This is a genomic window from Dysosmobacter welbionis, from assembly GCF_005121165.3.
In the GTDB taxonomy this organism is placed as follows: Bacteria; Bacillota; Clostridia; order Oscillospirales; family Oscillospiraceae; genus Oscillibacter; species Oscillibacter welbionis.
The window spans coordinates 1,526,570-1,551,493 of the sequence record NZ_CP034413.3 but is presented as its reverse complement, the minus strand read 5'-3'; the positions used below and the strand labels follow the sequence as shown (position 1 = coordinate 1,551,493).

The window sequence follows — 24,924 nt, the reverse complement described above, 5'->3', positions numbered from 1 at the left end:
ACGAAAGCCCCACGCAGGCTTTTCTAATTTCTGGCGGGGTTAGTCCTCTCCATCCCCGCCGTAGAGAAAACCCGTGACCATGTTTTTCAGCTTAATGCCCTCCTTGGGGGGCAGGCCCTTGAAAAACTCCACCGGCTTGCCGGAGGCGCGGGCCGCCATGTAAATGGCATAATCCACGGTCATTTCCGCCACAGGGTTCACAATGCCCAGTTTGGTCATGATCTTGCCCATGGCGCACAGGTCCTCCGCCGTCATGTCCTCCATGGCAGACAGGTCCACCTCGGTGTACTCCTTGCCCTCGAACATATACGGCTTTCTGAATTTCAGGATCAGGCTCTCCTCCTGGTCCTCCGCCGGCTCCTGGGCGGCGTTGGTCTTAATTTCGTCCATTTAGCACATCTCCTTATACTCTGCCAGCAGGTCCACGCCGTTGACCTTGTATGTGGGGTTCATCTTGTCCAGCTCCAGGACGCTTTCCCCGTCCACCTCAATCAAGATGTAAAGGATGTTCAGGGTCACACCGCTGTCCATAGTGCTGGCCCGTTTCAGTTTGCCGCCGGTCAGCTTTGCGGCCCGCCCGCTGACCACCACGCGGATGGACTTGGGCACGATGTTGCCGGAGCTGTCGATCTCCTGGGCGGCGCCCCGGATCGTCAGCTGGACCGCTCTGGTCTGGTCCATCATGTTGGTGGCCTCTTTGTCCAGAGTTCGGAAAGGGATCTCCAGCTGCATGTTTCCGAAATAGCCGATTGTGGGATCTTCGATCTCTCCCAGGATCCCGGCTCCGCTCACCGTTTCGCTTGTGGCCTCGAAGTCGGGCAGGGTCAATTCATCCCCCACGCCCAGCAGCTTGTCCCCGGCGTTGTACACATTGTAGTTGTTGATTTTGGTGGGGATATTCTTGCTCATGGTTTAGTCACTCCCTCCTGTCAGTGCGGCCTCCAGGGCCGCGGTGTCATATTCGCGGATGTTTACGATCTTCTCCGCGGGGATGTAGGGCGCCAGGTAGGTGTGTGTGGTCAGCTTTCCGTCCAGCAGGTCGGTGATCGGGTTTTCATCGTCCCGGAACTCAATGCGATACCCGGCGCAGTAGTCGCGGGCCACATACCCGTTTCCGATGATGTTCTGGCTGTCCACGATGGACTGGATCAGGCGCTTATTGCCCGGCTTGTCCACTTTCTGCCAGTAGGTGAGGATGAAATTATTTCCATCCCAGTCAAAGAAGCGGCGCACCGCCAGCCAGCGGTCTTTCGGATCCGTGGTAGAGGGGTAGGCCGCCGTGTTGTTTCCCCACAGTTTGAAGCCGTTGGAGTTGATGGCGGTGATCACGCCCTGGCCGTTTAGCAGGTTGGCCTGCTCCTGATCCAGCGCCACCTCGGTGCCGTCATCCAGCACGGTGGCGGTAATGTTCAGGGCCTTATTGGACGGGCTTTCAAACGGCACATCTCCGTTGGTTGCGTCGGTGTTGGCGGTTTCCGCCGCCGCCAGCGCGGACAGGCAATAGATCTTTTCGCCCACCGCGCCCTTGGGCCAGAAAACCGCCGCATGGTTGGAACTTGCGCCCAGTTTTTCCTTTGCCGTTTTCACATCGGTGTACACGGTTGCACCGGAGCTGTTGGCGGCAATATCCAGATATGTGTTGCAGTCGAAATTCCCGTTGATTTTGGTGGTCTTTGCCTGGAGGGCCGCCGCCACCACGGGATCGTCGGACCAGCCAGGGGCCAGCAGAATACCAGGGACCAGTCCCAGCTTGGGGTAAATCTGGCGCACCAGCTCCAGGCCGGTTTCCGCCCCGGTGGAACTGCTCACGCCACCCACAATATCCTCCTTGGTTACGCCGGCTGGGTTCAGGCTCGTGGAGGAAATGGACAGGCTTTCCGCTTCCTGCGCACTCTCGGAGATCAGTGTGATCACCACATTTCCGTCATCGTCGTGAGCCGCCGTGTAGTCGGTATCTTTCACCAGTGCGGCGTCCCCGTTCTTGACCTCCATGGTGCTGATCAGGGCATAGGGCACAGTGTAGACCGCCTGCCCGTCAGTCACATTAACGCTGGTCGCCTCGTTCTGCTTGATGTGCTTGGAATTGTTCGGATCCAGCACATTCACCAGAACGATGGGGGCATTGTTGAAAACCCGGAAATTCACATCAATGCTCTGACAAAGCGTGAAATTCTCGAAGTCGTCGGAATACCCCACGGCGGCCTGGCACTCCGCAAAGCTGTAACACAGTTTCGGTGTGTTTGCCGCCTTGGCCGGATCGTCCGCCAGGTGAATGGGGGCCGTTCCGAAAATCACCTGGAGGGCGGCGCTGCTCTGGATCGGCGTGGTCAGGCTCGTGGCCTGTTCCTGGTTGTACACGCCATGCTGATAGGTTGCCATTTGCTTTACCTCCTGTTATTTCTGCCTCTGCGCCTCGCGGTACAGTGCGTAAATGCGGCCATGTTTCATTTCCAGCTGCTTCATGGCCTCCGGCAGCTGATCCAGCGGTATGGTTAGGGCGCGCAGCACCGGCCTGCGCTCCTGGGCCGCTTTCAGCCCCGCGGTGACGCCGCCCCGGTAAAATGTGAACTGCTTGGCCACGCCGGGAATGGTTGGACCGCAGTACACCAGGGTTCCGGCCTCCTCCGCCGCCTTTGCTTGCTTCTTTGTTGTCATGCCTCTGGCACCTCCTTGTGGACCGCCGGCGCCTGGATCCGCAGGGACATTGCTGTGAGATAAAGCGGGTGGGTGTCCTCCTCTTGGGTGACCCACTCCATGGGGTAAAGGATCTCCCAGCGATTGCCGATCACGGCGCAAGCGGAATAGTGATGGTAAATTTTGTTGATGATGTGCAAGGCGTCCCGGTAGCCTTGGCGCCCCGGATCCGGGTCATAGACACAGGCCACCAAAACCGCGTCGATGATCTGCGGATCATCGTCGCTTTCTGTCTTTCCGCCCCGGAGACGCACCACCACATACGGCTCCGGCGGCGCCTCCTTGTCTATGGCTTCATCGTCCCCCCGGCGGATCGGAACATCCTGGGGGTAAATCTGGATCTCCCGCTCCACGCCCAGGGAATTTTTCAGCCGTTCATGGCTGAAAAGCTCTTTTAGATCCGCCACCATGGCGTCCTGTAAAAATTCTTGCGTCACGCTGCCGCGCCTCCTTGACTTGTTACCGATTGTGCCTTATAATCACCTTTGTGGTAATAATCAGCATATCGGCGTATGAAAAGGGTGGATGAAATGAAAGGGAAAGGGTTGTACATTGCTGCCGGCGTGGTTTTGGTCTTGGCGCTTGTGTGCCTGTTCACCGGCGAAATTCAAGCGTTTGGTGGCGGCGTTGTAATTGCCGCCGCCTTGGCCGCGTATGGCCAATGGAAAAAGGGGCACCCGGAAACAAGCGAACTCCGCACAATAGAGGGGCGGGAGGGGAGCGAAACGATCCGGGAAACTGTTTCGTATTCGCTTGTGTTTCCGGTCAGAAAAACAGAATTGGTTTCCATCCGCAGCAGGCGGTGCCCGGTTGGCCACTCGTTTGGGGAATGGAACGAAAAGGTACACCGCGGTGCGGCGCAGTCGGACCGCTTTGAAAAGGCGTCCCATGAATGTCTTGGGTTGATCAGCTATGATGTGGACACCGGGACCGCAGAGGTCAGCGGATCCACCGGCACCAAATACACCACAACGCTGGATTATTGTTCATGCCCTGATTTTGAAAAGCGCAGTAAACCGTGCAAGCACATATATTTCCTTGCTTTGCAAATGGGATATACCAGCGAAGATTTTTATAATAACTGACCTCCCGGCGGCCCTGCAAAATGGGGCCGCCTTTTTATGCCGCATTTCCGAAACTGCCCAGCGCCCGCTCTACTTCTCGCTGGATGTGCCGTTGCAGGATGGCGTAATAATCCAGTTCCGCCTCCTCATAGCTCTTTCCATACAGCATTGGGACCGCCGGGGCCATAAGGGATCTTACGGGCAATCTGCTGCGGCCTACGCGCTGCACAATGGCCGTATGCCCGCTTTGGAATGTGGTTTGAAACGCTTTCCTCCCGTCTACCTCCAGCGCGGTCATGGCGCTTTCGTTCAGGACTTTCAGCATGGCCGCCGTTGTTTCGGTGTTCTTCCTGGTCATGTAGGCCATGGCCTCCACCATGCCACCCCTGGAGATCAGCGTGGCGGTACTGGAGGATCCGGTGGCCCGCTCCAGGTACATCCCGCCGCGGTCCTTTTTGGTTAGGATCTTCTTGTCGCTGATTGCATAGCGTTTCCTTGCTCGTTGGCCAATTTTCTTTTTCATCTCGTTGGCCGTCGCGTTGATGGCGCTGGCCAGTACGCTGGGGGCTTTCAGCTTATTGGGCAGGGTGTCCAGCTGCCGGATGATTTTTTCAATCTCCGCCTGGGTGTCGATCTGCAAAATTGTCTGCGTATCGCTCACGATCTCACCGCCTCCAGCGTGATGGCCAGCATGCCGGCCTCCTCTGTGCAATCAGCCACCCGGAACAATCGCCCGTCAAAGTCGATCTGTTTCCCGTAGGCGGGGCGCGGTCCATATTCATCTTTGGCCACATAGATCAGGCGGCGGCTTTTATATGTCCCATCCACTTGGATCCCCATTTTCGATTTGTCCCGCTCCAGCAGTTCGTTTTCATCTACCACCACGGTCATGGGCTTTCCGTCTATGGTGTGGGTGTCCGCATGCTCCTGTTTATTCAGGAACACATCGAAAATGTCAGCCGCCACAAGATCCTTGAAACTGGGGGCGCCCATCAGTGGGCGCTCCCGGTTTCGGTTTCAGGGACCTGGACGGTGGCTGACGCGATCAGCTCCGCCCGCTCCTTGTTGTTCTTGGCGTCGGAAATATCAATTCCCAGCTGTTCGGCCAGCTTCTCCAGGCCGGACTTTTTCATGGTGGACAGTTGGTCGGGATCCAGGTGTCCCTCCACCATTTTGGCCTCCTGGCCGTTTTCCTTGCCCTCCTGGCTCTCGTTCTGTCCCTGGCTATCCTGGGACCCGTCCGTTTTCGCCGCGTCCTCCTGGGCGCTCTGCTGCGGCTCTGCGGCCTCTCCGGTCCACTTTGCGCTCTTTGCTCTCAGCCAGGCCGCCACCATGATCCCGTCGCTGGCGGGGAGGGCGTCACCTGGGGCGTACATGCGCCCCAGGTAAAGCACGGACCGCTCTGCAATCAGTCTTTTCATGGCCCGTTACCTCCTTACTCCCTCGCGGTTGCGGTCAGTGTGCCGGATGTGCTCACGGTAATGTCATACACTTTCCCGCTCGTATCTTTCAGCGCCAGGCTGTCATGCACGGCGGCCACCTCCGCGGCTGCTCCGTTGGGATCCCCGATATTGACCAGCACGGTGGCGTCACTTGCCCCCGCGTCTGCGGCGGCATAGCCGGCAGGGACATTTCCCGCCGCCACCGTGGTGATCTTCTCCTCGCTTTCGTCGAAGTAGAGGGCGGCGCCCATGGTCACGGTCACAGAGGCGGCCTTTTCCATGATAAACACGCCGGTAACATGCAGGGCGCCGGTTTCGCCCTTGGCAATGTCATTTCCCGCTACGCCGATCCGGCCTCCCAGGCTCACCACCTGGCCGTTGGTCACGGCCTCCTTGGTGGCGGTGTAGTCCAGGGTTTCGCCTTTCTGCCAATATCTCGCGTTCATTGATCTTTACCTCCTTACTCGGTGATGGCCACACCGTTGTTGCGGACGATTCCGCGGTGGTCCATGACGGTGATACCCCAATCAAGCCAAATGTCCCACACAAAGCCCAGGTAACCGGCCTTTTCACTCCGGCGGAAACTCGGTGTATCAACGCCGTTCAGATAGTCCACCTGGACGCTCTTGGCCGTGGACTTGTCGCCTACGATGTACCAGGGCACCGCACTGGTTCCGGCCAGGGCATTGATTGTGCCCTCCTCCACCACCTGGAGCTGGGTCCGGTACTTGTACAGCGCGTTTGCGGTGTGGCTGCCAATTCCGTCCACATCAACCTGCGCGGTTTCAAGCAGCTGGGACATAAGGAAGCCGTACCCCACAGGCACCAGAATGAATTTGGGCTGTACCATAATGCTTTCGCCGAAAGGATCCGTCTGGCGCAGCAGCTTCATCATCATTTTCTGGACACTCTCAATGGTGGGGGCCGTTCCGGTGGAGATCAGGTTCTTGTGGGCGTCATCAAACAGGGCCACACCGTCATATACGGCCGGGTTCTTCACGATGACCTCATACACCTGCTTGTTGATCTTCCGCTTTGCCACGCGGGCATACTGGCCCGGCATTTCGGACAAAAAGCCAATGTCATCATTGATGAACGCCTCGCGGGTCATGGTGAACTGCGTCCCGTAGGTGTCCAGCTTGCGCAGCGGGTTCATGCTGGTGTCCAGGCTGCTATGCTTCAGCTCTCCGCCCTCGGTCACCTTGTCGAACTCCCCGCCGCCGATGGTGTATTCATGGGCCTTGCTGGGCTTGAAGTCCGGCAGGCTCCCCTTGCTGGTCCACAGGTCAAAGGTGGTGAGCACATTCTGGTACTGGTGAACGATGGATTTCTGGATCGCCTGGTCCAGAATGGCAGGGAAAGAGGCCGTGGGGGAAAGGAACTGGCGCACCGCCATGTCCCACAGGTCATTCTTTCCCATGCGCAGCAGGGAAGTGGTGGTTCCCTCGCCGCTCCGGGCCATGCACTCGATCATAAGATCCCGCACAGACATACCGCGCAGGCTCTCCGCCTCTCTGGCCGGATTGCTCACGGGAACGCCGGCCCGCAGCAGCAGGGCGTCCACGGCTGCGTTTCGGAACTCATTCCCCTGGCCGTCATCGGTCCGGGTTGCTACGGGGCCGCCGTTTGCGATCATGAAGTCCACCGCCGCCTGGCGCACCTGGTCCATGGTGTGGCCGCTGCGGATATGCTCTGCGGGGTCCATGCCCACCTGGCGGCACAGTGCCACAATGTCGCTGTTGCGCTGGCGCTCCGCCTCGACGGCCTGTCTGGTTGCGTCGCTTCCGCCGTCCTGGCCCTCTGCGCCGGCAGGATCCCCGGCGCCGCGGCTGCCGTCTGCGGGAGACTCCGCGCCGCCCTGGGTTCCCTCCTGGCCGCCTGCGGCGCGGGCAGCGTCAATCTTGCCCTGGAGCTGGTCAAACTCCGTCTGCTCCTCGCGGGACAGGCCCCGGCCCTCGTTCCGGGCCTGGGTCACAATCGCCTGCTGTCTGGCGATCATTTCCTGAATGGTCATTGCTCTTTACCTCCTAAAAGTGTTTTGATTGACTTGGATCTGCCGCTCGTATGCGGACAGGTCCGGTGCCGTGTCTGCGTCGGAACGGCCTACGCCCACGGTGGCGTCTGCCGGCACGGAAACAATGGACACCTCCAGGGGCGTCCACCGCCTGGCGATCTGGCACGGTCCCTGAAACCGTCCATCGGCGGATGTGGCGCCGGGGCGCACCTCCTCCCAGCTGTCCACGCTGTATCGGACAGAGGTGGTTTTCAGGGTTCCGCTCTGCACCTTTCCGAAAACTTTTTCTGCGTCGGCGTCGGTGTCAAATTCCACCTCCGCCATGCCGCGGTTATTTTCGATCCAGGCACGGATCACCCGTCCCACCACTTTGTCCACATCGTGGTTGAACAGGAGAACGCCCACGCTGTTCAGGCGCTCCAGGTTTACGGCTCCGGCTGCATGGTCCAGGATCTCCATGCCAAAATAGCGCCGGTATGGCTCCTCGCTGGAAAAGCTAATTGTCCGTCTGCGGCTGTCCTGCCCCTCCTCCTGTCGGGTTAGAATTTGCCCCATGCACCTGGTCCCCTGGTTCCTGTCCTGCGTTCTGCTGTTCTGCTGCTGTTCCTTGGCCATAAATTACACCCCCCATCTCAATGCCGGCTTTACGGCCATATTTCAGGACCTCGGCCATTTCGTTTATGGCGTCTTTCCAGTCCTTGCCCTGTTCGGCTGCGACATCCTGGAATGTCTTTTGCCCCGTGGCCAGGGCGGTTTTTGTGGCGGTGGTTTCCTTTGTGGGGTCGATCCACTTTTTCGGTGCTTGCACCCACTTGTGCGCCATGTAATCCGCCTTTTTATCCCAAAATCCGGGCGGGTTGATCAGCCCGGTGAGATAACAGGAAATAACAAAGGTTTCGTAGATCTCGCTCATGATCTCGGTCAGCAGCTCGATCTCCTCGGCAAATGTAGCTTCGTCCTCATTCGCCCCTTGCCTTGCGCTGGAATAGTTACTTTCCGACATATCCCGGCTGGTGGCCTCGTAGCTCATGCCTTGGCCGGCGCCGATCAGGCGCCATTGCATTTTCAAGAATTGGGAGGCGTCCGATCCTGCGCTCTTTGGTTCCACAGTTTCGATACTGTCCCCACATTCATTTCTTTGATCATGCCAGGAGTTAGGCTCTTTCCCTCGTATGTCACACGGTCACCGTTGCTCACCACGCCGCCGCGTCCAAAACCTCCCGTTGGGGTTGCGCGTTTGATGAATACGGCCAGGCATGCGGCGATCCGTTCCTTGACGGAAACGGCTGTAATAAATTCGTTGGTGTCCCGCACCCTCGTAATGGTTGGGGCCAGGTCCGACACCTCCCGCAGTTGGCTGGGGCGCCGCTTTGTCCAGTATGGGATCACATATTTTGCCTCTATGTACACCGGGGTGGTCAGTTTCCAGCCCTCCACATCGTATTGCTGGATAAAATACCCCACCGCCCGACGGGCCGGATCGTACTCGATCCCACCCACCACCGTGTTTCCCTTGTGCCTCGGTATGGAGGCGGTGGTGTCCAATTCGTCTACCTCGATCATTTGGAGTTTGAACGGCACCAGGCCGCCCCGCGTGTATCTCTTAACGAACAGGATCCCGCCGTCCACCTGCTTTCTTGTGGCTGCCATGCGCATGATCTGGTTGAAAGACTGGGACGCGGTTATGTCGCAGTTTTCTTTGCGGCACCATTGTTTCCACAGTTTCCCCAGCTGATCGTTCAGCAGTTCGCTTTCTGTTTTCGGTTGGAGTTTGTACCCCTTTCCAAATACATTCCGCCGGAACGCTCGGATCACAGACTGGCCTATGTCGCTGTTTCTCTCCAGGTCGCGGGCACGGGCGCGGATCACATCCCGGCTGTAACGGTCCGTCAGCTCCGCGCTCTCGTTGAAAACCCTCCACCCGGAATTTAAGCGCCCATGGCTTGCTGCGTCATACCCCCGCAGCTCCTCCAGGGCTTGCCGCCACGCTTCCCGCTTATAGCCAGCTTCCGGCGAAATGGCGGTTATGATGTTGTCCAGAAACCCCATTGGCTGCCGTCACCTCCCGTCAAAGTAGGCCACAAAGGTCCGATCCAGCAGGTGGGAGGGGGTGCCCGCTGCCACCTGGGCCTCCAGATCGTCCCGCATGGATTTCAGCATGGACAGGTCCGCCCGTGTCAGGGACCGGCTGCCGATCTTGTATGACTGGCCTCCCACCAGCACCGCCGCAATGGCTTTATTTACCTGCTCCAGCATTTCCGCCGGCTTCATCTGCGTGTTTTCCATTTTGTCCTCCCGTTTTATACCCAGCTTTCATTTTGCCGGATCCAATTTTCCTCCGGTGTCGGCGCAGGCTCCGGCTTTTTTGGCTTCTCCGGCTCTTGGCTTTGCAGGTAGAGGGATCGGACGCCCTGCATGTCCGCCGCCGCCGCCGCGTACACCTCGCAGTCCAGATAGTGGTTATCTGCATGGGTAGTTTTTGGCACCCATTTCTGCACCACTTTCCCGTTTACTCGCTCGGTCACTTTATGCTCCGCGGTAACCTGCTCCGCATAGTCCAGATCGCAGTCCTTGTAGACCATCCATGATCCGCGCCCGTTTGGCTTCCTCATGCGGGCGGCGATCATGTCCTTGTATTTTCCCCCGTCCACCAGTACCAGTGTCATTCCGTTGGCATTGCTTCCTGCCTTGTTGATCGTGGATAGGCGATAGTTAGACAGCATGGTGCTGGTTCCTTTGCTTGGCAACACCCAATCTGAATTTAGTAGGCAAAAGTCGTAAACTTCATCCGTCTGGTCTCCGCTGTCCATCAAGGCCAGGGACACCACAAGCCGCTGTCCGTCCGGGTGTATAAACTCGGTGTTCATGATCTGCGCCACCTCGTTCATGGAAAGCGCCTGTCCGTGTGCAATGTTCTGGCTGGTCATGTAATCTCCCCAGGCCCGGATTGTCCAGTAAAGGCAGTTTTCCTGCACATCAATGCCGGCGGTGATCAGCTTTGTCCATTTCGGCAGGTCGTATGCCTCCACCTCGGTCTGCCGTTCCAGCACCAGCTCCGCATTGGTGCGCAGTTTGGTGTCCTCCCACGGCTCCGCCAGCCAGCTGTTGACAAAGTTTTGCAGCAGCTCCGGGTCATCTTTGCAACGCAGGAACTCCTTGGCGATCTCTGAAAACCGCGTGAAAGGGGAGTACAGGGTGTTCAGCCAATAGGCCACGCTGGAGGGCCTGGCGGCGGTCTGCCGGACCGTCTGCCACCTGCCGGCGGCCAGCATTTTCCCCTTGTCCTGGTCTGTGATCACGGCCCCGCAGGCTTGGCAGGAATACGCTGCCATTTCTGCCCGCTCGGCGCTGTCCGGCACATCGTCCTTGCTCGGCCATTTCAGCTGTGCAAAAACAAATTCGATGTACTCACCGCAATGGGGGCATGGTACGAAATAATGCTTCTCCGCTTCTGCCTCCTCCTTGGCTTTCCAGATATGGCCGGATTTTAGCGTCGGGGTGGAGGCCATGAAGATCTTGCGGTTTGTGGTGTAGGTCTTGGTGCGCTCTATGGCCAGGGAAACCGGATCCGCCTCTTTTTTGGAGGCTCCCGGAAATTTGTCCACTTCGTCAAGAAACAGATACCGGATCGGGGTGGAGGACAGGGATGCCGGACTGTTTGCTCCCGAAAGAAAAACGAACATGGTTTCAAATTTCAGCTTTAGCTTTTGACTTTCCGCCTCCCGGTACTTGGCTGCCAGCGGTTTGCATTGCCGGATCATCGGCTCCAGTTTCGCCTCCACCGTCCGCCCTGCCAGTTCCTTGGAGGGGTAGACGATCATAGTCGGTGCTGGGTCTTGGTCAATGGCGCTTGCCAGCATATTCTCCAGGGCCGTGGTGCCTCCCACCTGGGTGGGCTTTACAAATACGATCCGCTCCACATCCTCGTTGGAAAAGGCGTCCATGATCTCCGCCAGATACGGGGTCACGCTGTTGCGGAATGGCCCCGGTATGGCGTTGGTGTCGGGCAGGACCCGCCATTTCTCCGCCCATTTGGAAACCGGCAGGCGTTCCGCTGGCCGCAGGGACAGGAGCGCCCGGTGGATCCACGATGGCACCGTGTACGGCTTTACCCTGTACGGCCTCATGGCTCTGCCTCCTCCGGTCCGATCTCCGCCGCGTCAACGAATACGGCCAGCATATCCTCCAGCTCCTTGCGCATTGCCCTTTCCATGGCCCTGGCCGTTTGCGGGTCCGCATATCCGGCTATGGATTTCACGGCGCGGGGTGGGATGTTCATGGCGAATTTCTTAAACATGGCCATGAAGTCCGCCAGATCCCTGGTGGCCTCCTCTGCCTTGATATATTTCCCCTCGGCAATGGCGGTTTTCAGCTTGTGGAGCTGGCCCTGGCTTTCTTTCAGTTCTACCTCCGCCTCCAGCTTCCGCAGGTTCAGCTCCGCGGTGGAGCTGGCCGCCGCCGTTTCCTGGGCCTTTTGCTCGATGTGGGCAATATAACGCTGGATCGTTTCGCAGGTTTTATATTTTCGGGCGCCGCCGCCGGGCGGCACCTCGGTTTCCAGCACACCGTCCTGGGTGAGCTGCTGGATCCGCCGGGTGGTTTTCCCCAGCAGTTTGGCCACCGCCGTGGTGCTTGCCCATTCCGGGACAGCAGTTAGGGCCGCCGGCGCTTTTTCCGCCTTGCTGTCCGCTCCTGTTTTGGCCGTTCCGGCCCTCTTTTTCCCCGCCACCGGCTGCACCTCCTTTTGTGCCGCTGGCCCGGATCGTCCCGCTCCGTCGGTTTGTCATCCTCCGCCGCGGACGATTTCGCGTTTTTTACCGCTCCTTTTCCTGCCCATACCCCCTAAAGGGGGTATGCTTTCCCCGCTTTTAGTAAATGCGTAACGAAACACCCCTGAAAATTTTGGATTTTTTGCGGAAAATAATCGGGCTTCACTTGCCCCGCAAAGATTTATTTTCCAGAAAGGACCCAAACGGGGGAGGTGGTTGTGATTTTCCGGTGCGCCCAGGGCCACCCCATCGGCATAGGAGGCCCTGGGCACCACCCGGATCGGGCCGGCCCGCCGCACTCTGGTACAATGCGGCAGGACAGGGTGAAAGGAGAAAAGCCCCTGCGGTTCTGCTCCCCGGCCCATGGTGTGAAAAAACACAGAGGCCGCCAGGTTCTTCACGCCCTGGCGGCCTCTCTCTATGTTGCGGGGGTTCTGCTCTCTTGCCCCTGCCGTTTTTCCACGATACCAGCATAACACAGGCGAATGTCCGATAGTGTCCGAACTTTTCAAATTGGCCCACTTTTTTCTCCGCCGGTTCCGTGTCCCCTGTCCTGCTCAAAATCCTGCACCAATTTCTGCGCCCGCTTATTGGACAGGATCGTGTCCAGGGCTGCGTTGTAGTAGTCGTTCACCCTGGACCTGCTCATGTGTACCTCTTTGCAGATCCGTTCCCATTTCTTGCAGTCGATGTGTCGCAACTCCACCACGGTGCGCTCCATGCTGTTCTCCGGCAGCAGGTCAATGAGATCCATTACCATGGTGACGGCCCGTCCCATGGCGGTCCGCTGGGCTTCTATGCGGTCCTCCACCTCCGCAAGCCGAAAGACAACGGACACGGCCCCCTCGCTGTCCGCTGCGGGGTGTGAGGCCGGCATGGTCATGTATGTGGATCCAGGTGCCGGCGCCCGCAGCTCCCGCGCCAGCACATCATGGCGGCGCTCCAGCATGCGGCGGCGCTCTCTCGCCATGTGGTACTGCTGCAAGTATTCTTTTACGGCCTCGCGGGTAGCCCCGCCCGTTGTCTGCTGGTTCATGCTCACACCTCTGTTATGTCAATTCCGCGCTGTTCTTTCATCAGTTTGCGCTTGATCAGGTATTCCCGCGTCCTGGTTGGCCGGCTTTTCACATCCTCCACCACCAGGCGCCCGTCCCGCTCCCTGTATGTAAAATCCGCCCTGTATCTGATAGCGCGGATCCTCCGCCCCTCCTGGTCCGTGTATGCCTCTTGCAAAGTAAAATCCACCTGGAGGCGCAGATCCCGGATTTCTCCGGCCTGCTGGCGGAGGATCAGGTGGTCGTATCTCCTGGCCTCTTTCTGGCTGTCAAAGCGTATGACGGCCCCGGAGGAGGTGACCCGCTCGGTGGGGTTGTTTCGATACTTCATCGGCTTCCCCGGATCCTGCACATCGGCGGCGGAGGGCATAGGCCCCCGCCGCGTCTGTTGCTTCCTGTATTTTTCCATGGCCTGCTGCTGATACTTTGGCGGCAGGTCTGAAAGACTGATTGCCATTTATTCGTCCCCCTATTCCTCCTTATCGTCCGGGATCTCTATGTACTGCCACGACATGGGCGGGCGGGTCAGCCCGAACTCCGCCAGCGGACTGGGCATTTCGTATTCCTCCGCCTCTCCCACGATCCAGCCATACAGGGATTTTCCGCCGGCGTATTTCTCCAGGTCCTCCGCCGGCACACAGGAGCGGGAGGCCAAATAGCGAAAACAGTTGCTTTTTACCCACCCCATGCAAAGGAACTGCCCCAGCACCGCCCCGGTCCCGCTCACATAGGCCAGGACCAGCAGCGGCCACGGCTCCGGCCCTCCGGCTCCGGCCCGCGGGGCCGTTTTTCGGATCTCCAGATCTTTCTCGCCGGCCAGGATCTTCTCCCACCATTCCGGCTTTATGCTCAAAAGCACCGCCCGCATGATCAGCTCCCCTTTCTCTCCGGCGGCCACGGCCCGATTTCGTCCATTATGACCAGGCCGGTTTTCAGGAGGCCGGCGGGGTAGTAGTACGGGCATTTCATCTGCTTTTCTGCTGTCCGCCGCAGCAGCGGGACCGCCTTTTTCAGTTCATTCACGGCATAGGACAGGCGCCAGCGGGCGCAAATATATGCGTCGTGATCACCCAGGGCGCAATACTCGCAGATCTCCGGCCTTTTCTGTTCACTCATTTCTGACCACCTCCCGGCATAGGGATAAACCGGCATTGATCCACGGCAAACTCCGCCACATAGCCGATTGCTGTACAGGCCAGCATAATGTCCGCCATAAGATCGTCCGCGTCCTCCTGTCCGCGTCCGTCCCGGTTCATGTTCCGCAGGTTCCGCGCCATGATCTGGCCAAACTCATGCAGATTTTCGGCGGCCTCCAGCCACCGCTCTTTTTCCACGGTGTAGCCGATTTCTATTTTGTCCACGGTTCACACCTGCCTTTCAAAGCGCCCCATGAAGTTGGCGGCCCACTTTGCCGTTTTACTCTCTCGGTCATCCCATGGGAAAGTGGATGGCGGGAGATCCGGGAAGTGCGCCCGGAGGTTGTCCTTGAAAAACACGGGGATCTCATTCTCCGCGCAAAACTGCACGATCTGATCCACCCATTCCCGCCGCGGCACCACTTTTTCCCGGCGGTTCCCGGTTTCAGCTCCCAGGATCACCCATTGCGGCAGTCCCTCCGCCTTGCTCATGTCCACCGGCCCCAGCAGCGGCTCCATGGACCAAAAGCTGTTTATTGCCACCCCCTGCATGGTGTACATGGCTTCTGCGTCCTCGTTTGCCACGGTGCTGCCATACCAAAAATTGCTCTCATGTGGAAGCAGGGCCATGTGGTCCAGCTCCAGGTATCTGGCCGGGTTCTTGGTCAGAAACAAATAGCGGTGCTGCGGGGCGCGCCTGCATGCGTCCAGGACCTCCACGATCCAGGAGGTGGGCACCCATCTGCCAAACAGGTCCGCCATGCTGCACACAAAAACCGTCTGCGGCTCCTCCTGGCGCTCCGGCTGGTTCAGCCGGTAGCGGTGCATGGTAGGCTCAAACCCGTATGGGTAGGGCGTGGCCTTGATTTTCTCCGTCAGCACATGGAGGCCGCCAGGCAGCGGGGCAGGATCCGCACACCCGGCGTCAAAGCGGCGGGCGGTCCGTCTGGCGTAGCAGTATGGGCACCCATGGCGGCACCCAGTTACGGGGTTCCAGCTCATGGTGGCCCAGTCAATTTTCGTTTTGTTCATGTCGCTTTCCTCCGTTCAGTTGCAGCATTTTTTCTCTCACCAGCTTGTCGATCACATGGCCCCGCTCCCGGTAGCCGCACATGGCCGCCAGTTTGTCCAGGTTATATGCCGTCTGCGCGGTCACCAGGACGCTGATCCGGCGCATGTTTTTCTTTCCGTTCATGGCTCCACCTCATTCCGCCGTCCGTTCAAAACGGATTTTCATTTGTGCTGGGTACAGGTCTACCTCCGGCCTCCGGCGTCCGGTCCATCGTAGGCCGCCGGCCTGTCCTACGCATTTCCACCCAGCTGCCCGCAGGCTTGCTCCGTTTTCGCTCTCCAGGATGTATGTCACCAGGCGCTTATACCCCATTGCCCGCGCCGCCCTCCACGCTGCGGCATACAGCATGGAACAGGCGTTGCGGCTTCCGTCAGTACAAAGGCGGTTTACCTCCAGGGTCCACCCATCATCCAGGTGGCGTGATACCGGGCGCCCTATAATGGCAACGCCCACGATCCGCTCTCCGTCCGAAAGCCCTATGGAGAATTTATGCCCGGCCACCGGGCCATGATGGCGGTGGTTTTGCTCCACAAAGGCGTTGGCCTCCCGCAATGTCATGGGGACGATTTCCAGCATTACACCGCCACCGCCCTTTCCAGTTCCTCCATGGTGCTGATCTCCACCCCTGCGCACCACTCCGGCAGGTTGGCCCGCACCAGCGCCGTGGCAAAGGGAGGGGGCACGGCGTTGCCACATCTGGCCACCTGCTTGCTTTTCCCGTAGGTTTGGCCGGTATAGTCCCGCTCGATCTTGTAATCATCCGGGAAACCGTTGGCTCGGTACAGTTCCCGCGGCGTCAGCATGCGCAGGCCAATGTCCGCCATGAAATACCATACGCCGCCGATCTGGAGTAGGATCACATCCTCCGGCCCCAGGTCATAGCCGCAATATGTATTCAGCAGCTCCCGGATCTCCGGCCAGTGTTTGAGATCCGCGCCCGGCTCCGCTCTTGTGATCCGCGTGGTGACCACTCCATGATGGCCTCCTCCGGCGGTGATGGTCTGCACTGGCTCCGTGGCAGGCCCTCCCAGGTTGGTGCCTTTCATCTTGACCAGGTGCGCAGTTGTCAGGCCCTCGTGGTCCTTGGATATTACCGTGTGGAGCGGGTCTCGGATGTTCTGGCCGTGCTGGTCGTTCCCGTAGTATTTGACCAGGCTTGCCGCCGTCAGGCCGTAGCGGTTGGCTGCGTCAATGGTCATGATCGGCCCGGTGATCTCCTGGCCTCTCACATGTTCTGACTGCTCCGTGTGATACTGGATCAGGGAGGCCCCCAAAAACATTTGACCGCCTCCGCCGCCGGTCCGTGCCGTGTCTATCGGCTCATTGACGGGGTGCCCCGTGGAGTTGGTGGTGTTTGTCACCGTCCACGGCACCATGGCCGGGCCGCAAACTCCATGCTTGCCTTTCCCCACCGCCGTGGGTGCTGGGTCTGCGATATTGTGAACTCGCGGGGCCTGTCCGTCCCGCTCCCCGTAGCCCATTGGTACGATAAACGGGGCAGCGGATTTGATCACAAACTTGTCCACGCCTCTGGCTACCCGGCGCATGGTGTTTGGGCGGAGGGGCCGCTGGGCGGAAAGGCCGTATTTCTCCCGGATTTCCTCCCGCGTGTCGAAAATGGAGGGGCATGGGAGGCTCCAGTCTATGATCTCCGCCGCGCTCCTCCACGGCTTTTTCCGCCCCTCCAGCACCTCCCGGCTGCCCGCTGGCGCGTGGGTTGGTTCCGGCCACACAATGGGCCGCCCGTCGCAGCGGGCGATCAGGAAAAACCTCTTGCGCGTTGTCGGCGCTCCATAGTCCGCCGCCACCAGTTCCCGCCACTCCGCGGCATAGCCCAGGCCCTCCAGTTGGGAAATAAACTGCTTGAATGTCTGCCCGGCCTTTGACTTCACCGGGCGCCCGCGGCGTACCGGCCCCCAGGTCTGGAACTCCTCGACATTCTCCAGGATGATCACGCGGGGGCGGACCGTCCCAGCCCAGCGGAGGACGATCCAGGCCAGCCCCCGGATCCGTTTGTTCACGGGCTTCCCGCCCTTGGCCTTGCTGAAATGCTTGCAGTCAGGGGAGGCCCACAACAGGCCCACCGGGCTGCCGCCGGTGACTTCGAGCGGGTCCACATCCCACACGCTGGCCTGATAGTGTACGGTGTGCGGGTGGTTGGTCTTGTGCATTAAAATGGCGTCTGGATCGTGGTTGATCGCTATGTCCACCACCCGGCCCGTGGCCAGTTCAATTCCCGTGGAAGCTCCACCGCCGCCGGCGAAACTGTCCACAATCTTTTCCTCCCACATGCTGATCTGCGCTTTGCTCACTGTCTGCCGCCCCCTGTCATGTCCATGTATAGGGCGCAGTCTTTCCCAATCCTCTGGCAGTACGCCCATTCCACCATGGCGCCGCGGCTCTCCCGGTAGTCCGGCAGGAACACGGCCAGATCCGCCGCGTTCAGCATGGCCATGCAGATCTGCATATAGTCCGCGTCTGTCAGTCCGTCCGGCAGGGTGGCAGGGTTTAGGACTACATGCCCCATTCCCTCCAGCGCCTTGGCGGCCTCCCGGAACTTTGCCCGGTATTTTCTATCCCCGGCGATCCTGCCGGCAAGGTAAATTTTCATGGCGTCCTCCTATTCGTTGAAAACCTCAAAATATTCCTGGTATGGGTAACCGCTGATTTCATGCCACCCGCTCCGCGTGGTGGATCCGTCATCGAACATGTACAGCACGGCGCCCTTGCTTGGCTTCGGCTCCTTGCGCCAGGAGGAAGCGGCCACGGTGGTGTATGTAATCACGGGCTTGGCCATGTTTTGTGTTTTGCTGTACCTCTTGCCCCGCTTCCCGATCTCCCGGTACTTCTCCATGGTTGACCGGCTTTCTTTGACCAGATAGGCCGCCAGCTTTGCATGGTTCCCGCGGCGGTCCAGCGGTTTGAAGCTGACGCCCCCGCCGCCCCTCGGCACAAACTCCCACGCCTCCGTGATGATCTCCGGGTCCATGTGCGTTATTACCACATGAATGTGCGGATTTGTCATCCTTTTGGTTTCGATGACCACCACGGCCTTGTACTTGATCCCGCGTTTTTTGCAGATCTTCCGCAGGTTCCGCAGGAAAACGGCTTTGTGTTCCAGGATTTCCTCAAAGCTGGTGTCCTTGGCGTAGTAGTGGAGGACGGCGTGGAGATCTCGGTGGCCAAAATTGGCGTTGAGGTCCCAGCGCAGGTGCTCCTCTGCCACCCGCTCGTTGATCTTGGCCTGCTTTGCCGATGTGGTCCCGTGGTTCGGCCCCCTCTGGACCCCCTTGGTGTGGATCCGGTATGACTGCATTTTCCTGTGTTCGATGGTGCGGCCAGCTTTCACCCGCCTATGGACATAGGCCATGGTGTTCTCCTCCTTTTGGTCTGCTGGTCACTTTACTAATTGCTCTTACCGGAGCTATACGGGGCCGCAGCCCCGTCAAATTTTGCGGCTTGCAGGCCGTCCGGGAGTATGCTATAATACAGCTATCCAGGACGGCCTCCGCGCCGCCTCGTATCTGTCCACCTGCGCCGTGTTATCAGCACCAGGCGCAGGTGGTTTTCATTTCCCTAAAAATGTATATTGTGATCAGATACTCCCTCGCCAAATATGGACAGTTGCGCGGTGTGTTGTTGGAACCGCTTTTCCTGGGCCTCGAAATACTCCCGGTCGATCTCGTATCCGATAAAATCAAGCCCGGCGTCCCACGCGGCGATCCGGCTTGACCCGCTCCCCAGGTGTGTGTCCAGGATCCGGTCCCCGTGATTTGCGTAGTGTTGAAAAATCCAGGCATACAGGGCCACCGGCTTTTGGGTCGGATGTATCTTAAACCCTTCTTTTTGAAACTGTGCTCGATTTATAATCACCACCCTTGTCGGTGTGTCGAATGTGGAATACGCCAGTTCGCAGTCGCTCATTGTTAGCCCTTGTTGCCCCTTATACCAAACAATCCATCCTCTATGTGCTTGTTCAAGAAATGGTGTGAAGTAATTCCCTCCAAAAATGACTTGTCTTTTCGATACCCGTTCTAATTCTCGAAAGTATTTTTCTGGAGGAATATTTTTATCCCAGCCCTTTTTCCCGAAATTTCGGTTTTGAATTTTTGAACATTTCTTTGTTTTCCCTAGCCCTAAATTCATATTGGCTGCATCTATCCCATACGGGGGATCTACCACGGCCAGGTCGAAACATTGATCCGGCATGGAGCGCATGGCCTCCATGCAATCCATATTAAAAGCCCGGTTCTCCATTGGCCTGCACCTCCAGCTCCAGCCACCACGCTGGGCTGTTCCGCTCCGCTTCATGCGGGCATACCTGCGGGCAGTCCGTTGTTTGGCAGTTGTCGCAGAAAACCCGGTGGAAAGCGTCATCCCACGGGGCTTCCAGGCAGGGGAGGGAGGCCAGGAAAGCGGCCAGCACCTCCGGGGAGGCGGTGATCCGGTCAAAATTCGTCTGTGGCATTGTCACGCCTCCTCTTTATGGAGATCCACGCCCTCCATGGCGTTCCATACGGCCCGCTCCCATTCCTTTGCCCAGCTTGACCGGGCCTTTCTCACGGTGTCCAGGGCCACCACTTCGTTGTCCCCGCACCATAGCAGGCGGTCCCCGTCTACCACAGTTGCCTGCCCATGCTCTGCAATTTCCCGCTCCATGATCTCCAGGTCGGACAGGCTCACGCCGTAGCAGGCGCCGCCGCCCTCCGGCTGGAATATCTGGTAACCCTGCATGATCACGGTGGCCATGGTCACCGTGTCTGTGCGTTCCCCGGTTCTCCAGTGTGAAGTTTCGTCCCTGGCCACATCCGGCATGATCAGCTGCGGATCCCCGTCCTTTATGATGGACATGGGCGCCGTGTCCGGTATCATGCCCATGTGTTCCACGATTGTGGCCAGCACCTTGCGGGGCAGGGCCGCCCGCTTGCACTGGACATACCATTGCTCCGTGTAGATTGCCATGCTATCGTCCTGGGTCACCACCGCGTACCCGGCGGACCTATACGCCCGCTTGATACAGCGCACCAGGCCGCTTTCGTTGATCAGCATTTCGCTCCGCCTCCTTATTTATATAATGTAGGCATTGGGACCGCCTTTTCTCCAGGTGCCGCCCACACCTTTGCGTCCCGGATCTCCGTCCAGTCGCAGCCCCATACCTCCGCCGCGTTCAGGATCGCCGCCAGGTTTGAACTGTGCGGGACCACTACGGACCCGCGGGCCGGGTGTACCACTCTGGCGCGGCCCGGTGCCTGCCAGCGGTGGATCCGTGCCCTCCGCTCTGCCGCGGCCCGTATTCCTGCCCGGCTTATATCCCATTCCATGCGTTCACTGTGACCTCCCACCGCTCCATGGCTTCCACCACGGCGGTGGAGTAGTCGGTGGAGGTGATACCCTCCGCCCAGGCATTTTCCGCTCCGCTCACTCCCATGTTGTACGCCATAGCCGCCTTGTTTGCGTCCCCGTATTCCTGCATGTACATTCCCAGCAGGTAGCACCCGGCGGCAATGTTCCCGGAGGGGGTGGTGGGGTCCAGCTCGGTTTCTGCCTCCAGGTTGATCCAGTATGTATTCTCCGGGCCTGGGTTCAGCTGCATGATCCCCACCTCGCCGGCGGCGCCCACCGCGCCCATATCAAAGTGGCTTTCAACCTCTGCCACGGCCAGGGCCAGGGGATAGGGGCACTCATAGGCCGCGCAGTAGGTCCGCATGTAGTCCTGGTATTCGTAGCACATAGGCACCGCCACGGAGAAATACCCGGAGGCCAGCAGGGCCTCCTCGATTTTCTCCGCCTCCAGCGGATCCTCTCCCTCGCCGTCCCACATGTCCGGCTCTGCGGTCACCAGGGCGACCGGCGTGGAAGTAACGGCGGCGCCGGTGATCTCTGCCTCTGCGGCTTCCGCCGCCGGCTTGGCCGTGATGGTCATGATCACGGAGGCCAGGAGCATGACCACCGCAAGCGCGCCCAGGGCCAGGGTGATCAGCCTCCGCCTTGCGATCCGCCGCCGGCGTTCCTCTGCCCGTGCTTTTCGCTCATGCTCCGCTTTTTTCATGGTTCTTGCCTTTACCGTTTCCTCCCACTTTTTTGCCGCCGCACGGCGCTGGATCATGTCCACCGCCTTGTCGCGGTCCTCCCGGTAGTGCCTTGCCTCCAACGCTCCGACACGGCGTTTCAGATCGTCCACATCCTCGGCCACCCCGTTGTACTGCTCCATGGCGCGGCGGTATTCTTTGGCCTTTCTCTGGCTCATGTCAGCATGTCCTCCTTTTTCCTGCGGTGTGGCCAGCCGGTCACCTCGTAGGTGTACCCGAAACGCCGGCGGCCACATTCCGCGCAGGTGATTTTCTCACACCGCCCTCCGGCGGCCTTTACGGTCTTTCCGCGGTTCTCCAGGGCAATGGCACATGGCTTGCAAAGCTCCTTTTTCATTGCCCGGCCTCCCGTTCGTCGATCCAGGCGGCGCACATGTCCGCTTCCTGCAAACGCCACACCCACGGGGAGGCCGCCATAGCCGCCGCCATGGCGCGGCTGTCTGCCTTGGCCGCGTCATCGTATGCGCCCATGTGCCACCGGATGGCCAGCGCCTCCTCCGGCAGCAGGACCATGTGGCGCTGGATCAGGTACAGGCTTTTCTCTCCGTGGCCCAGGGGAGGGGGTCCTTGTATGTATATCCCTCATAATCCTCTCAGCGGCCAGTTTCCGGGTTCTTCCGCCGCTTGGTTTCCATGTGATAGCAGCCCACCTTGCACACATCATGCAGCAGGGCAATGACCGCCACCGTTTCCTCCTGTTCTTCCGAAAGGCGGCATTTCCCCGGATCCTCCTTGTCCGCCAGATCGCGGATCGCAATATTCCGCAGGCGGTAGTACACATTAAGGCTATGGACAAGCAGGCCGCCGGGGTGTGCCCCGTGGTACTTCGTGGAGGACGGGGCCGTGAAAAAGTCTGTTTCCTGCTCCAGCCAGTCCAGCATGGCGTCCGCATAGTCCCGGTGGATATTGTTTTGAAAAATGTCCTTGAAATGGGTCTGCGCCGTTTGCAGTCCGTTCATTTCCAAAAAATTCATTGTGATACCTCCACACCCTGAAAGGTTTCCTTGATGATTTTCCCGCGAACACGAAAGGCCACAATGTGAAACCGGCCCAATGGGTGGATATAGTCCACCTGCCCCTGCCTGGGCCGCCGGATCTCCTTTCCGTGCTCCTCCTCGAATATTGTCTGCGGCGTCCGCACCACCACCATTCCGATCTCCAGCCTGGCCGGGCGCCCCTGTCTTTTGTCCATGGTCTGCTCCTATTCTGCGGCCTCCAGGGCCTTGTGTCGCGTGTGCCGGTCCATCCCGTTCATCATGGAGTGGATCTTCCACATCCGTTCCATATCTTCCCATTCCTCTTTTTCCGCCTCTGTTGGTTCCGCGGCCAGCTCCGGCGGCGGGAAAAGCCTGTTTTTCTGGAGAAACGCGCTGTAAAACAGTTCCATTTCCTCTTTCATGGCCTCGTTATAAAAGGCAAAATCTGCCTCGATCTCGATGTATTGGGCCGCTGTACACTTGATCCCCACTTTTTTCCGGGATCTTCCCGTGTATTGACCCATGCACCCGAAAGAATGGCCCGTACCCAGGTGCATATAAGCCAGCTGTCCCAGCAGTCTGCGCTCCCAGTCCGTTTTGTAGCGGATCCAGTGAATGGTGGCCTTTGTGTCCTCCAGGTCCTCCTCGGTGATCCCGTACCTTTTCATAAGGGCGGCCAGGGTGCGCTCCGCGCTCTCTTTCTCCCCGCCCTCGCCGCGATCCGCCATGGCCTTGACCTTTCCCAGCTTCTCCAGCAGTCTTTCCCGCTCGGTCATTTATTTGATCGTCCTTTCTTCCGGCGGCACCTCGTTTCCCCAGGCGTCCCAGCCCTCCGCCCTCTGGCGGGCGAACATTTCCAGGCGGGGCACATCCCCCAGCAGTTCCACGATCCGCCGTCGCGTTTCATCCGGCTTTTTGCTGTGCCCCTCGAAAGGGGCCTCAATGATCTGGTGTACCTTGTGGCTGCGGATCCGCTCTTTTGCCTTAAACCCAGGCGATACCCCCAGCAGGCACACCTCTGCATTGGCGCGGGTGTAGGCTCCCATGCCCCAAAAGTTGGTCCCGCTCCTGGCGTATTTTTTCACCCACACAAAAGCCGCGGTCTTATACTGAAACCCCCATGCCTCCAGGACCTTGATCCCCTCGGCAATGTTCGGGAAAGTTGCCCATAGAAAACAGGCTGCCCCCCCCCCGCAGATTTTCCGCACCGGCAGATTGCATATATCCTCGGTTGCCATGGTTGGGTACTGTTTCAGTGCCGTGCCCCGGCTCTTTTCCGTGGTCCCGTGCTGCCGATACTGCCACGGGGGATCCGCATAAATCACGCTGTATTCCTTATCAGGTAGCGGGAGAAAGTCCACCATTGTCGGCACTCCTTTCTACCCGCCGGCGCTCTGCCGCCGTGATGAACTCCTCCACCATGCCCCGCTCCCGGAGATCCCGGAGGTTCAGGGCGTGTGTGGTTCGGTTCACCGTCTTTCCGGTTTCTCCGCTCCTGATCTCAATGGACAGGAGCGGGCGGCCCATGCAGGTGGAGAAAAAGGCATGTGCCGTGTCCCATTCCTGCGTGATCCAGTCCAGGGCATAGTCCGGGGTTCTCGGATATTTGGTGAAGCTGGTCCCGCTCCGCATGGGAGGCAGGTTCGGCACAAATTCCGCCACCAGCTTGTACAAACTGGTTTTTGTGGCTTTCAGTCGCAGCATTACAGGATCTCCTCCCGATACCAGGCCAGGATCCGCTTTGCGTACTTCTTGCGGATCCGCTTCTTTTTGGTGTGGTGGTAGCGGGCGGCCAGCGGCCTGTTGGCCGCCTCCGCCCACCGCAGGGCCTTGCGGAACTCCTCTGCCGCCCGGATCGCCTCCCATGCGTCTACCATCGCTCTGGTGGCCTCCGCCAGCTTGTCGCAGAAAATGCCGAACGCTTCCGCCATAAAGCGGGCCGCTTCATTGAACTGCTCCACCGTAAAGCCCATTGACGCAAGGAGCGGCGGTGCCTCCGTGCTCTCCATCTGTTCCGGCGCTGCGGTGATCTCCGGTAGCGTGATTTCTCCGGCGTATTGCACCGGCTGCCCGTCTATGTAGACCGCTGCCTGGGCGGTGCCTTTCCCGTCAGGTCCCATCCGGCCAGCCCTCCCCGCGTTCAAATCCCAGGAGCGCGTTGTGTCCCAGGCTTCCCAGGTTTCCCCGCAGCGCCTCCAGTTCCAGCAGGGTGTTGTATGAAATTCCCGCCGCCTCCAGGTGGCCCCGGAACTCCTTGGCCTCTTCCACGGCTTTGCGGAGCGCCTGCCGTTCCCGTTCTGCCTCTATCGCGGCAAACTCCGCCCGCAGGTCCTCCAGGTCAATCTCTCCGGCTGCGATTGCCTGGCAGAACTCCACGGCCTCCTCCCAGGTGAATTTTCTGTAACCCGCCGTGCTGATCGTTCTTGCGGATCCCTTTGTGTCGTAGCAGCTTACGGTGTGTTCCCGCTCCGGCATGTCCCACGGGTGATAAATCCGAAAAATGATCCCGTTCTGCCGTCCGATCATGGTGCCGCGGGCTTCCCACCGCCACTTGATTTCCTTTCGTTTTGCCATGTCCGGCTCCTTTCTCCGCCCCTTGCGGGGCTTGATTT

At 59.2% G+C, this 24,924-nt stretch carries 40 protein-coding genes and 1 pseudogene; 1 reads left to right on the top strand and 40 read right to left on the bottom strand.

Annotated features, from left to right (window positions below; all coding sequences use genetic code 11):
• Positions 1-39: 39 nt before the first annotated feature.
• The 5 genes from EIO64_RS08425 to EIO64_RS08405 are packed head-to-tail and all read right to left on the bottom strand — an operon-like array spanning position 40 to position 3,131.
• Positions 40-390, bottom strand: a complete 351-nt coding sequence (locus EIO64_RS08425; RefSeq protein ID WP_136891199.1) for a phage tail assembly protein — start codon at positions 388-390, stop codon at positions 40-42.
• Positions 391-909: a phage major tail tube protein gene (locus EIO64_RS08420; protein ID WP_136891198.1), complete on the bottom strand. Its 519-nt coding sequence runs from the start codon at positions 907-909 to the stop codon at positions 391-393. It abuts the gene before it with no gap.
• A gap of 3 nt (positions 910-912) precedes the next feature.
• A complete protein-coding gene (locus EIO64_RS08415; protein WP_136891197.1) occupies positions 913-2,379 on the bottom strand; it encodes a phage tail sheath family protein in 1,467 nt (488 codons plus the stop codon).
• A 15-nt stretch (positions 2,380-2,394) separates the two neighbouring features.
• Complete coding sequence (locus tag EIO64_RS08410; RefSeq protein WP_136891196.1) at positions 2,395-2,655, bottom strand: hypothetical protein; 261 nt, start codon at positions 2,653-2,655, stop codon at positions 2,395-2,397.
• Positions 2,652-3,131 carry a hypothetical protein gene (locus EIO64_RS08405; RefSeq protein WP_136891195.1) on the bottom strand — a complete coding sequence of 160 codons (480 nt, stop codon included), beginning with the start codon at positions 3,129-3,131 and terminating at the stop codon, positions 2,652-2,654. Before EIO64_RS08405 ends, EIO64_RS08410 begins: the two co-directional genes overlap by 4 nt.
• Positions 3,132-3,206: 75 nt before the next feature.
• Between EIO64_RS08405 and EIO64_RS08400 the strand changes: the two genes are divergently transcribed.
• A complete protein-coding gene (locus EIO64_RS08400) occupies positions 3,207-3,779 on the top strand; it encodes an SWIM zinc finger family protein (protein WP_136891194.1) in 573 nt (190 codons plus the stop codon).
• Between the two features lie 34 nt (positions 3,780-3,813).
• Here the strand turns inward: EIO64_RS08400 and EIO64_RS08395 are convergent, their stop codons facing one another.
• The 35 genes and pseudogenes from EIO64_RS08395 to EIO64_RS08225 all read right to left on the bottom strand — a co-directional run bounded on the left by EIO64_RS08395 (position 3,814) and on the right by EIO64_RS08225 (position 24,886).
• Positions 3,814-4,419 carry a hypothetical protein gene (locus tag EIO64_RS08395; RefSeq protein WP_136891193.1) on the bottom strand — a complete coding sequence of 202 codons (606 nt, stop codon included), beginning with the start codon at positions 4,417-4,419 and terminating at the stop codon, positions 3,814-3,816.
• Positions 4,416-4,751, bottom strand: coding sequence for a hypothetical protein (locus EIO64_RS08390; RefSeq protein WP_136891192.1), 336 nt, complete (start codon positions 4,749-4,751; stop codon positions 4,416-4,418). Before EIO64_RS08390 ends, EIO64_RS08395 begins: the two co-directional genes overlap by 4 nt.
• Positions 4,751-5,179, bottom strand: a complete 429-nt coding sequence (locus tag EIO64_RS08385; RefSeq protein WP_136891191.1) for a hypothetical protein — start codon at positions 5,177-5,179, stop codon at positions 4,751-4,753. The genes EIO64_RS08390 and EIO64_RS08385 overlap by 1 nt, the downstream gene beginning before the upstream one ends.
• 14 nt (positions 5,180-5,193) lie before the next feature.
• Complete coding sequence (locus tag EIO64_RS08380; protein ID WP_136891190.1) at positions 5,194-5,646, bottom strand: DUF2190 family protein; 453 nt, start codon at positions 5,644-5,646, stop codon at positions 5,194-5,196.
• Between the two features lie 14 nt (positions 5,647-5,660).
• Entirely contained in the window at positions 5,661-7,214 is a 1,554-nt protein-coding gene (locus EIO64_RS08375; RefSeq protein ID WP_136891189.1) for a phage major capsid protein, read from the bottom strand.
• A gap of 6 nt (positions 7,215-7,220) precedes the next feature.
• The gene (locus EIO64_RS08370) at positions 7,221-7,769 is read right to left on the bottom strand and encodes an HK97 family phage prohead protease (protein ID WP_136891188.1); all 549 of its coding nucleotides are present in this window, start codon (positions 7,767-7,769) and stop codon (positions 7,221-7,223) included.
• Positions 7,711-9,263, bottom strand: a pseudogene (locus EIO64_RS08365) (phage portal protein). Before EIO64_RS08365 ends, EIO64_RS08370 begins: the two are co-directional and overlap by 59 nt.
• 9 nt (positions 9,264-9,272) lie before the next feature.
• Positions 9,273-9,500, bottom strand: coding sequence for a DUF6148 family protein (locus EIO64_RS08360; protein WP_136891187.1), 228 nt, complete (start codon positions 9,498-9,500; stop codon positions 9,273-9,275).
• A gap of 14 nt (positions 9,501-9,514) precedes the next feature.
• Positions 9,515-11,341: a terminase gpA endonuclease subunit gene (locus EIO64_RS08355; RefSeq protein WP_136891186.1), complete on the bottom strand. Its 1,827-nt coding sequence runs from the start codon at positions 11,339-11,341 to the stop codon at positions 9,515-9,517.
• The gene (locus tag EIO64_RS08350) at positions 11,338-11,943 is read right to left on the bottom strand and encodes a hypothetical protein (protein WP_249390856.1); all 606 of its coding nucleotides are present in this window, start codon (positions 11,941-11,943) and stop codon (positions 11,338-11,340) included. The genes EIO64_RS08355 and EIO64_RS08350 overlap by 4 nt, the downstream gene beginning before the upstream one ends.
• Positions 11,944-11,997: 54 nt before the next feature.
• Positions 11,998-12,384: a hypothetical protein gene (locus tag EIO64_RS08345; protein WP_136891185.1), complete on the bottom strand. Its 387-nt coding sequence runs from the start codon at positions 12,382-12,384 to the stop codon at positions 11,998-12,000.
• 107 nt (positions 12,385-12,491) lie between these two features.
• A complete protein-coding gene (locus tag EIO64_RS08340) occupies positions 12,492-13,019 on the bottom strand; it encodes an RNA polymerase sigma factor sigma-70 region 4 domain-containing protein (RefSeq protein WP_136891184.1) in 528 nt (175 codons plus the stop codon).
• Between the two features lie 2 nt (positions 13,020-13,021).
• On the bottom strand, positions 13,022-13,495 hold the full coding sequence (locus EIO64_RS08335; protein WP_249390855.1) for a DUF1064 domain-containing protein: 474 nt from the start codon (positions 13,493-13,495) through the stop codon (positions 13,022-13,024).
• Positions 13,496-13,507: 12 nt separating this feature from the next.
• Positions 13,508-13,906 carry a hypothetical protein gene (locus EIO64_RS08330; protein ID WP_136891183.1) on the bottom strand — a complete coding sequence of 133 codons (399 nt, stop codon included), beginning with the start codon at positions 13,904-13,906 and terminating at the stop codon, positions 13,508-13,510.
• Between the two features lie 2 nt (positions 13,907-13,908).
• Entirely contained in the window at positions 13,909-14,154 is a 246-nt protein-coding gene (locus EIO64_RS08325) for a hypothetical protein (RefSeq protein WP_136891182.1), read from the bottom strand.
• A complete protein-coding gene (locus EIO64_RS08320) occupies positions 14,151-14,399 on the bottom strand; it encodes a hypothetical protein (protein ID WP_136891181.1) in 249 nt (82 codons plus the stop codon). Before EIO64_RS08320 ends, EIO64_RS08325 begins: the two co-directional genes overlap by 4 nt.
• Positions 14,400-14,402: 3 nt before the next feature.
• On the bottom strand, positions 14,403-15,206 hold the full coding sequence (locus EIO64_RS08315; protein WP_136891180.1) for a DUF5131 family protein: 804 nt from the start codon (positions 15,204-15,206) through the stop codon (positions 14,403-14,405).
• A complete protein-coding gene (locus EIO64_RS08310) occupies positions 15,187-15,369 on the bottom strand; it encodes a hypothetical protein (RefSeq protein WP_118427841.1) in 183 nt (60 codons plus the stop codon). Before EIO64_RS08310 ends, EIO64_RS08315 begins: the two co-directional genes overlap by 20 nt.
• Before the next feature lie 9 nt (positions 15,370-15,378).
• A complete protein-coding gene (locus EIO64_RS08305) occupies positions 15,379-15,822 on the bottom strand; it encodes an XF1762 family protein (RefSeq protein ID WP_136891179.1) in 444 nt (147 codons plus the stop codon).
• On the bottom strand, positions 15,822-17,558 hold the full coding sequence (locus EIO64_RS08300) for a DNA cytosine methyltransferase (protein ID WP_249390854.1): 1,737 nt from the start codon (positions 17,556-17,558) through the stop codon (positions 15,822-15,824). The genes EIO64_RS08305 and EIO64_RS08300 overlap by 1 nt, the downstream gene beginning before the upstream one ends.
• A complete protein-coding gene (locus EIO64_RS08295; protein WP_136891177.1) occupies positions 17,555-17,857 on the bottom strand; it encodes a DUF4406 domain-containing protein in 303 nt (100 codons plus the stop codon). The genes EIO64_RS08300 and EIO64_RS08295 overlap by 4 nt, the downstream gene beginning before the upstream one ends.
• Positions 17,858-17,866: 9 nt before the next feature.
• Entirely contained in the window at positions 17,867-18,616 is a 750-nt protein-coding gene (locus EIO64_RS08290) for a rolling circle replication-associated protein (RefSeq protein WP_136891176.1), read from the bottom strand.
• A 206-nt stretch (positions 18,617-18,822) separates the two neighbouring features.
• Positions 18,823-19,503, bottom strand: coding sequence for a DNA methyltransferase (locus EIO64_RS08285; protein ID WP_136891175.1), 681 nt, complete (start codon positions 19,501-19,503; stop codon positions 18,823-18,825).
• The gene (locus tag EIO64_RS08280) at positions 19,484-19,714 is read right to left on the bottom strand and encodes a hypothetical protein (protein ID WP_136891174.1); all 231 of its coding nucleotides are present in this window, start codon (positions 19,712-19,714) and stop codon (positions 19,484-19,486) included. Before EIO64_RS08280 ends, EIO64_RS08285 begins: the two co-directional genes overlap by 20 nt.
• Before the next feature lie 2 nt (positions 19,715-19,716).
• Positions 19,717-20,295, bottom strand: coding sequence for a hypothetical protein (locus tag EIO64_RS08275; RefSeq protein WP_136891173.1), 579 nt, complete (start codon positions 20,293-20,295; stop codon positions 19,717-19,719).
• A gap of 256 nt (positions 20,296-20,551) precedes the next feature.
• Positions 20,552-21,493: a transglycosylase SLT domain-containing protein gene (locus EIO64_RS08270; RefSeq protein ID WP_158629744.1), complete on the bottom strand. Its 942-nt coding sequence runs from the start codon at positions 21,491-21,493 to the stop codon at positions 20,552-20,554.
• On the bottom strand, positions 21,490-21,672 hold the full coding sequence (locus EIO64_RS08265; protein ID WP_136891171.1) for a hypothetical protein: 183 nt from the start codon (positions 21,670-21,672) through the stop codon (positions 21,490-21,492). Before EIO64_RS08265 ends, EIO64_RS08270 begins: the two co-directional genes overlap by 4 nt.
• Positions 21,669-21,848, bottom strand: a complete 180-nt coding sequence (locus EIO64_RS08260; protein WP_136891170.1) for a hypothetical protein — start codon at positions 21,846-21,848, stop codon at positions 21,669-21,671. The genes EIO64_RS08265 and EIO64_RS08260 overlap by 4 nt, the downstream gene beginning before the upstream one ends.
• Before the next feature lie 80 nt (positions 21,849-21,928).
• A complete protein-coding gene (locus EIO64_RS08255) occupies positions 21,929-22,309 on the bottom strand; it encodes an HD domain-containing protein (protein WP_158629743.1) in 381 nt (126 codons plus the stop codon).
• On the bottom strand, positions 22,306-22,527 hold the full coding sequence (locus tag EIO64_RS08250; RefSeq protein WP_158629742.1) for a hypothetical protein: 222 nt from the start codon (positions 22,525-22,527) through the stop codon (positions 22,306-22,308). Before EIO64_RS08250 ends, EIO64_RS08255 begins: the two co-directional genes overlap by 4 nt.
• Positions 22,528-22,536: 9 nt before the next feature.
• Complete coding sequence (locus tag EIO64_RS08245; protein WP_136891168.1) at positions 22,537-23,088, bottom strand: hypothetical protein; 552 nt, start codon at positions 23,086-23,088, stop codon at positions 22,537-22,539.
• Positions 23,089-23,676 carry an MT-A70 family methyltransferase gene (locus EIO64_RS08240; RefSeq protein ID WP_136891167.1) on the bottom strand — a complete coding sequence of 196 codons (588 nt, stop codon included), beginning with the start codon at positions 23,674-23,676 and terminating at the stop codon, positions 23,089-23,091. It lies immediately after the preceding gene.
• Entirely contained in the window at positions 23,651-24,016 is a 366-nt protein-coding gene (locus tag EIO64_RS08235) for a hypothetical protein (RefSeq protein WP_136891166.1), read from the bottom strand. The genes EIO64_RS08240 and EIO64_RS08235 overlap by 26 nt, the downstream gene beginning before the upstream one ends.
• Positions 24,016-24,432: a hypothetical protein gene (locus tag EIO64_RS08230; RefSeq protein WP_136891165.1), complete on the bottom strand. Its 417-nt coding sequence runs from the start codon at positions 24,430-24,432 to the stop codon at positions 24,016-24,018. The genes EIO64_RS08235 and EIO64_RS08230 overlap by 1 nt, the downstream gene beginning before the upstream one ends.
• Positions 24,422-24,886: a hypothetical protein gene (locus EIO64_RS08225; RefSeq protein WP_136891164.1), complete on the bottom strand. Its 465-nt coding sequence runs from the start codon at positions 24,884-24,886 to the stop codon at positions 24,422-24,424. Before EIO64_RS08225 ends, EIO64_RS08230 begins: the two co-directional genes overlap by 11 nt.
• Between the last annotated feature and the right edge of the window lie 38 nt (positions 24,887-24,924).

Bases quoted from the DNA above. Each gene is read 5' to 3' on its own strand.
- EIO64_RS08425 (WP_136891199.1), bottom strand. From the start codon at position 390: ATGGACGAAATTAAGACCAACGCCGCCCAGGAGCCGGCGGAGGACCAG.
- EIO64_RS08420 (WP_136891198.1), bottom strand. From the start codon at position 909: ATGAGCAAGAATATCCCCACCAAAATCAACAACTACAATGTGTACAAC.
- EIO64_RS08415 (WP_136891197.1), bottom strand. From the start codon at position 2,379: ATGGCAACCTATCAGCATGGCGTGTACAACCAGGAACAGGCCACGAGC.
- EIO64_RS08410 (WP_136891196.1), bottom strand. From the start codon at position 2,655: ATGACAACAAAGAAGCAAGCAAAGGCGGCGGAGGAGGCCGGAACCCTG.
- EIO64_RS08400 (WP_136891194.1), top strand. From the start codon at position 3,207: ATGAAAAGGGTGGATGAAATGAAAGGGAAAGGGTTGTACATTGCTGCC.
- EIO64_RS08390 (WP_136891192.1), bottom strand. From the start codon at position 4,751: ATGGGCGCCCCCAGTTTCAAGGATCTTGTGGCGGCTGACATTTTCGAT.
- EIO64_RS08385 (WP_136891191.1), bottom strand. From the start codon at position 5,179: ATGAAAAGACTGATTGCAGAGCGGTCCGTGCTTTACCTGGGGCGCATG.
- EIO64_RS08380 (WP_136891190.1), bottom strand. From the start codon at position 5,646: ATGAACGCGAGATATTGGCAGAAAGGCGAAACCCTGGACTACACCGCC.
- EIO64_RS08375 (WP_136891189.1), bottom strand. From the start codon at position 7,214: ATGACCATTCAGGAAATGATCGCCAGACAGCAGGCGATTGTGACCCAG.
- EIO64_RS08370 (WP_136891188.1), bottom strand. From the start codon at position 7,769: ATGGGGCAAATTCTAACCCGACAGGAGGAGGGGCAGGACAGCCGCAGA.
- EIO64_RS08360 (WP_136891187.1), bottom strand. From the start codon at position 9,500: ATGGAAAACACGCAGATGAAGCCGGCGGAAATGCTGGAGCAGGTAAAT.
- EIO64_RS08355 (WP_136891186.1), bottom strand. From the start codon at position 11,341: ATGAGGCCGTACAGGGTAAAGCCGTACACGGTGCCATCGTGGATCCAC.
- EIO64_RS08340 (WP_136891184.1), bottom strand. From the start codon at position 13,019: ATGAACCAGCAGACAACGGGCGGGGCTACCCGCGAGGCCGTAAAAGAA.
- EIO64_RS08335 (WP_249390855.1), bottom strand. From the start codon at position 13,495: ATGGCAATCAGTCTTTCAGACCTGCCGCCAAAGTATCAGCAGCAGGCC.
- EIO64_RS08330 (WP_136891183.1), bottom strand. From the start codon at position 13,906: ATGCGGGCGGTGCTTTTGAGCATAAAGCCGGAATGGTGGGAGAAGATC.
- EIO64_RS08325 (WP_136891182.1), bottom strand. From the start codon at position 14,154: ATGAGTGAACAGAAAAGGCCGGAGATCTGCGAGTATTGCGCCCTGGGT.
- EIO64_RS08315 (WP_136891180.1), bottom strand. From the start codon at position 15,206: ATGAACAAAACGAAAATTGACTGGGCCACCATGAGCTGGAACCCCGTA.
- EIO64_RS08310 (WP_118427841.1), bottom strand. From the start codon at position 15,369: ATGAACGGAAAGAAAAACATGCGCCGGATCAGCGTCCTGGTGACCGCG.
- EIO64_RS08305 (WP_136891179.1), bottom strand. From the start codon at position 15,822: ATGCTGGAAATCGTCCCCATGACATTGCGGGAGGCCAACGCCTTTGTG.
- EIO64_RS08295 (WP_136891177.1), bottom strand. From the start codon at position 17,857: ATGAAAATTTACCTTGCCGGCAGGATCGCCGGGGATAGAAAATACCGG.
- EIO64_RS08290 (WP_136891176.1), bottom strand. From the start codon at position 18,616: ATGGCCTATGTCCATAGGCGGGTGAAAGCTGGCCGCACCATCGAACAC.
- EIO64_RS08285 (WP_136891175.1), bottom strand. From the start codon at position 19,503: ATGGAGAACCGGGCTTTTAATATGGATTGCATGGAGGCCATGCGCTCC.
- EIO64_RS08280 (WP_136891174.1), bottom strand. From the start codon at position 19,714: ATGCCACAGACGAATTTTGACCGGATCACCGCCTCCCCGGAGGTGCTG.
- EIO64_RS08275 (WP_136891173.1), bottom strand. From the start codon at position 20,295: ATGCTGATCAACGAAAGCGGCCTGGTGCGCTGTATCAAGCGGGCGTAT.
- EIO64_RS08270 (WP_158629744.1), bottom strand. From the start codon at position 21,493: ATGAGCCAGAGAAAGGCCAAAGAATACCGCCGCGCCATGGAGCAGTAC.
- EIO64_RS08265 (WP_136891171.1), bottom strand. From the start codon at position 21,672: ATGAAAAAGGAGCTTTGCAAGCCATGTGCCATTGCCCTGGAGAACCGC.
- EIO64_RS08260 (WP_136891170.1), bottom strand. From the start codon at position 21,848: ATGGTCCTGCTGCCGGAGGAGGCGCTGGCCATCCGGTGGCACATGGGC.
- EIO64_RS08255 (WP_158629743.1), bottom strand. From the start codon at position 22,309: ATGAATTTTTTGGAAATGAACGGACTGCAAACGGCGCAGACCCATTTC.
- EIO64_RS08250 (WP_158629742.1), bottom strand. From the start codon at position 22,527: ATGGACAAAAGACAGGGGCGCCCGGCCAGGCTGGAGATCGGAATGGTG.
- EIO64_RS08245 (WP_136891168.1), bottom strand. From the start codon at position 23,088: ATGACCGAGCGGGAAAGACTGCTGGAGAAGCTGGGAAAGGTCAAGGCC.
- EIO64_RS08240 (WP_136891167.1), bottom strand. From the start codon at position 23,676: ATGGTGGACTTTCTCCCGCTACCTGATAAGGAATACAGCGTGATTTAT.
- EIO64_RS08235 (WP_136891166.1), bottom strand. From the start codon at position 24,016: ATGCTGCGACTGAAAGCCACAAAAACCAGTTTGTACAAGCTGGTGGCG.
- EIO64_RS08230 (WP_136891165.1), bottom strand. From the start codon at position 24,432: ATGGGACCTGACGGGAAAGGCACCGCCCAGGCAGCGGTCTACATAGAC.
- EIO64_RS08225 (WP_136891164.1), bottom strand. From the start codon at position 24,886: ATGGCAAAACGAAAGGAAATCAAGTGGCGGTGGGAAGCCCGCGGCACC.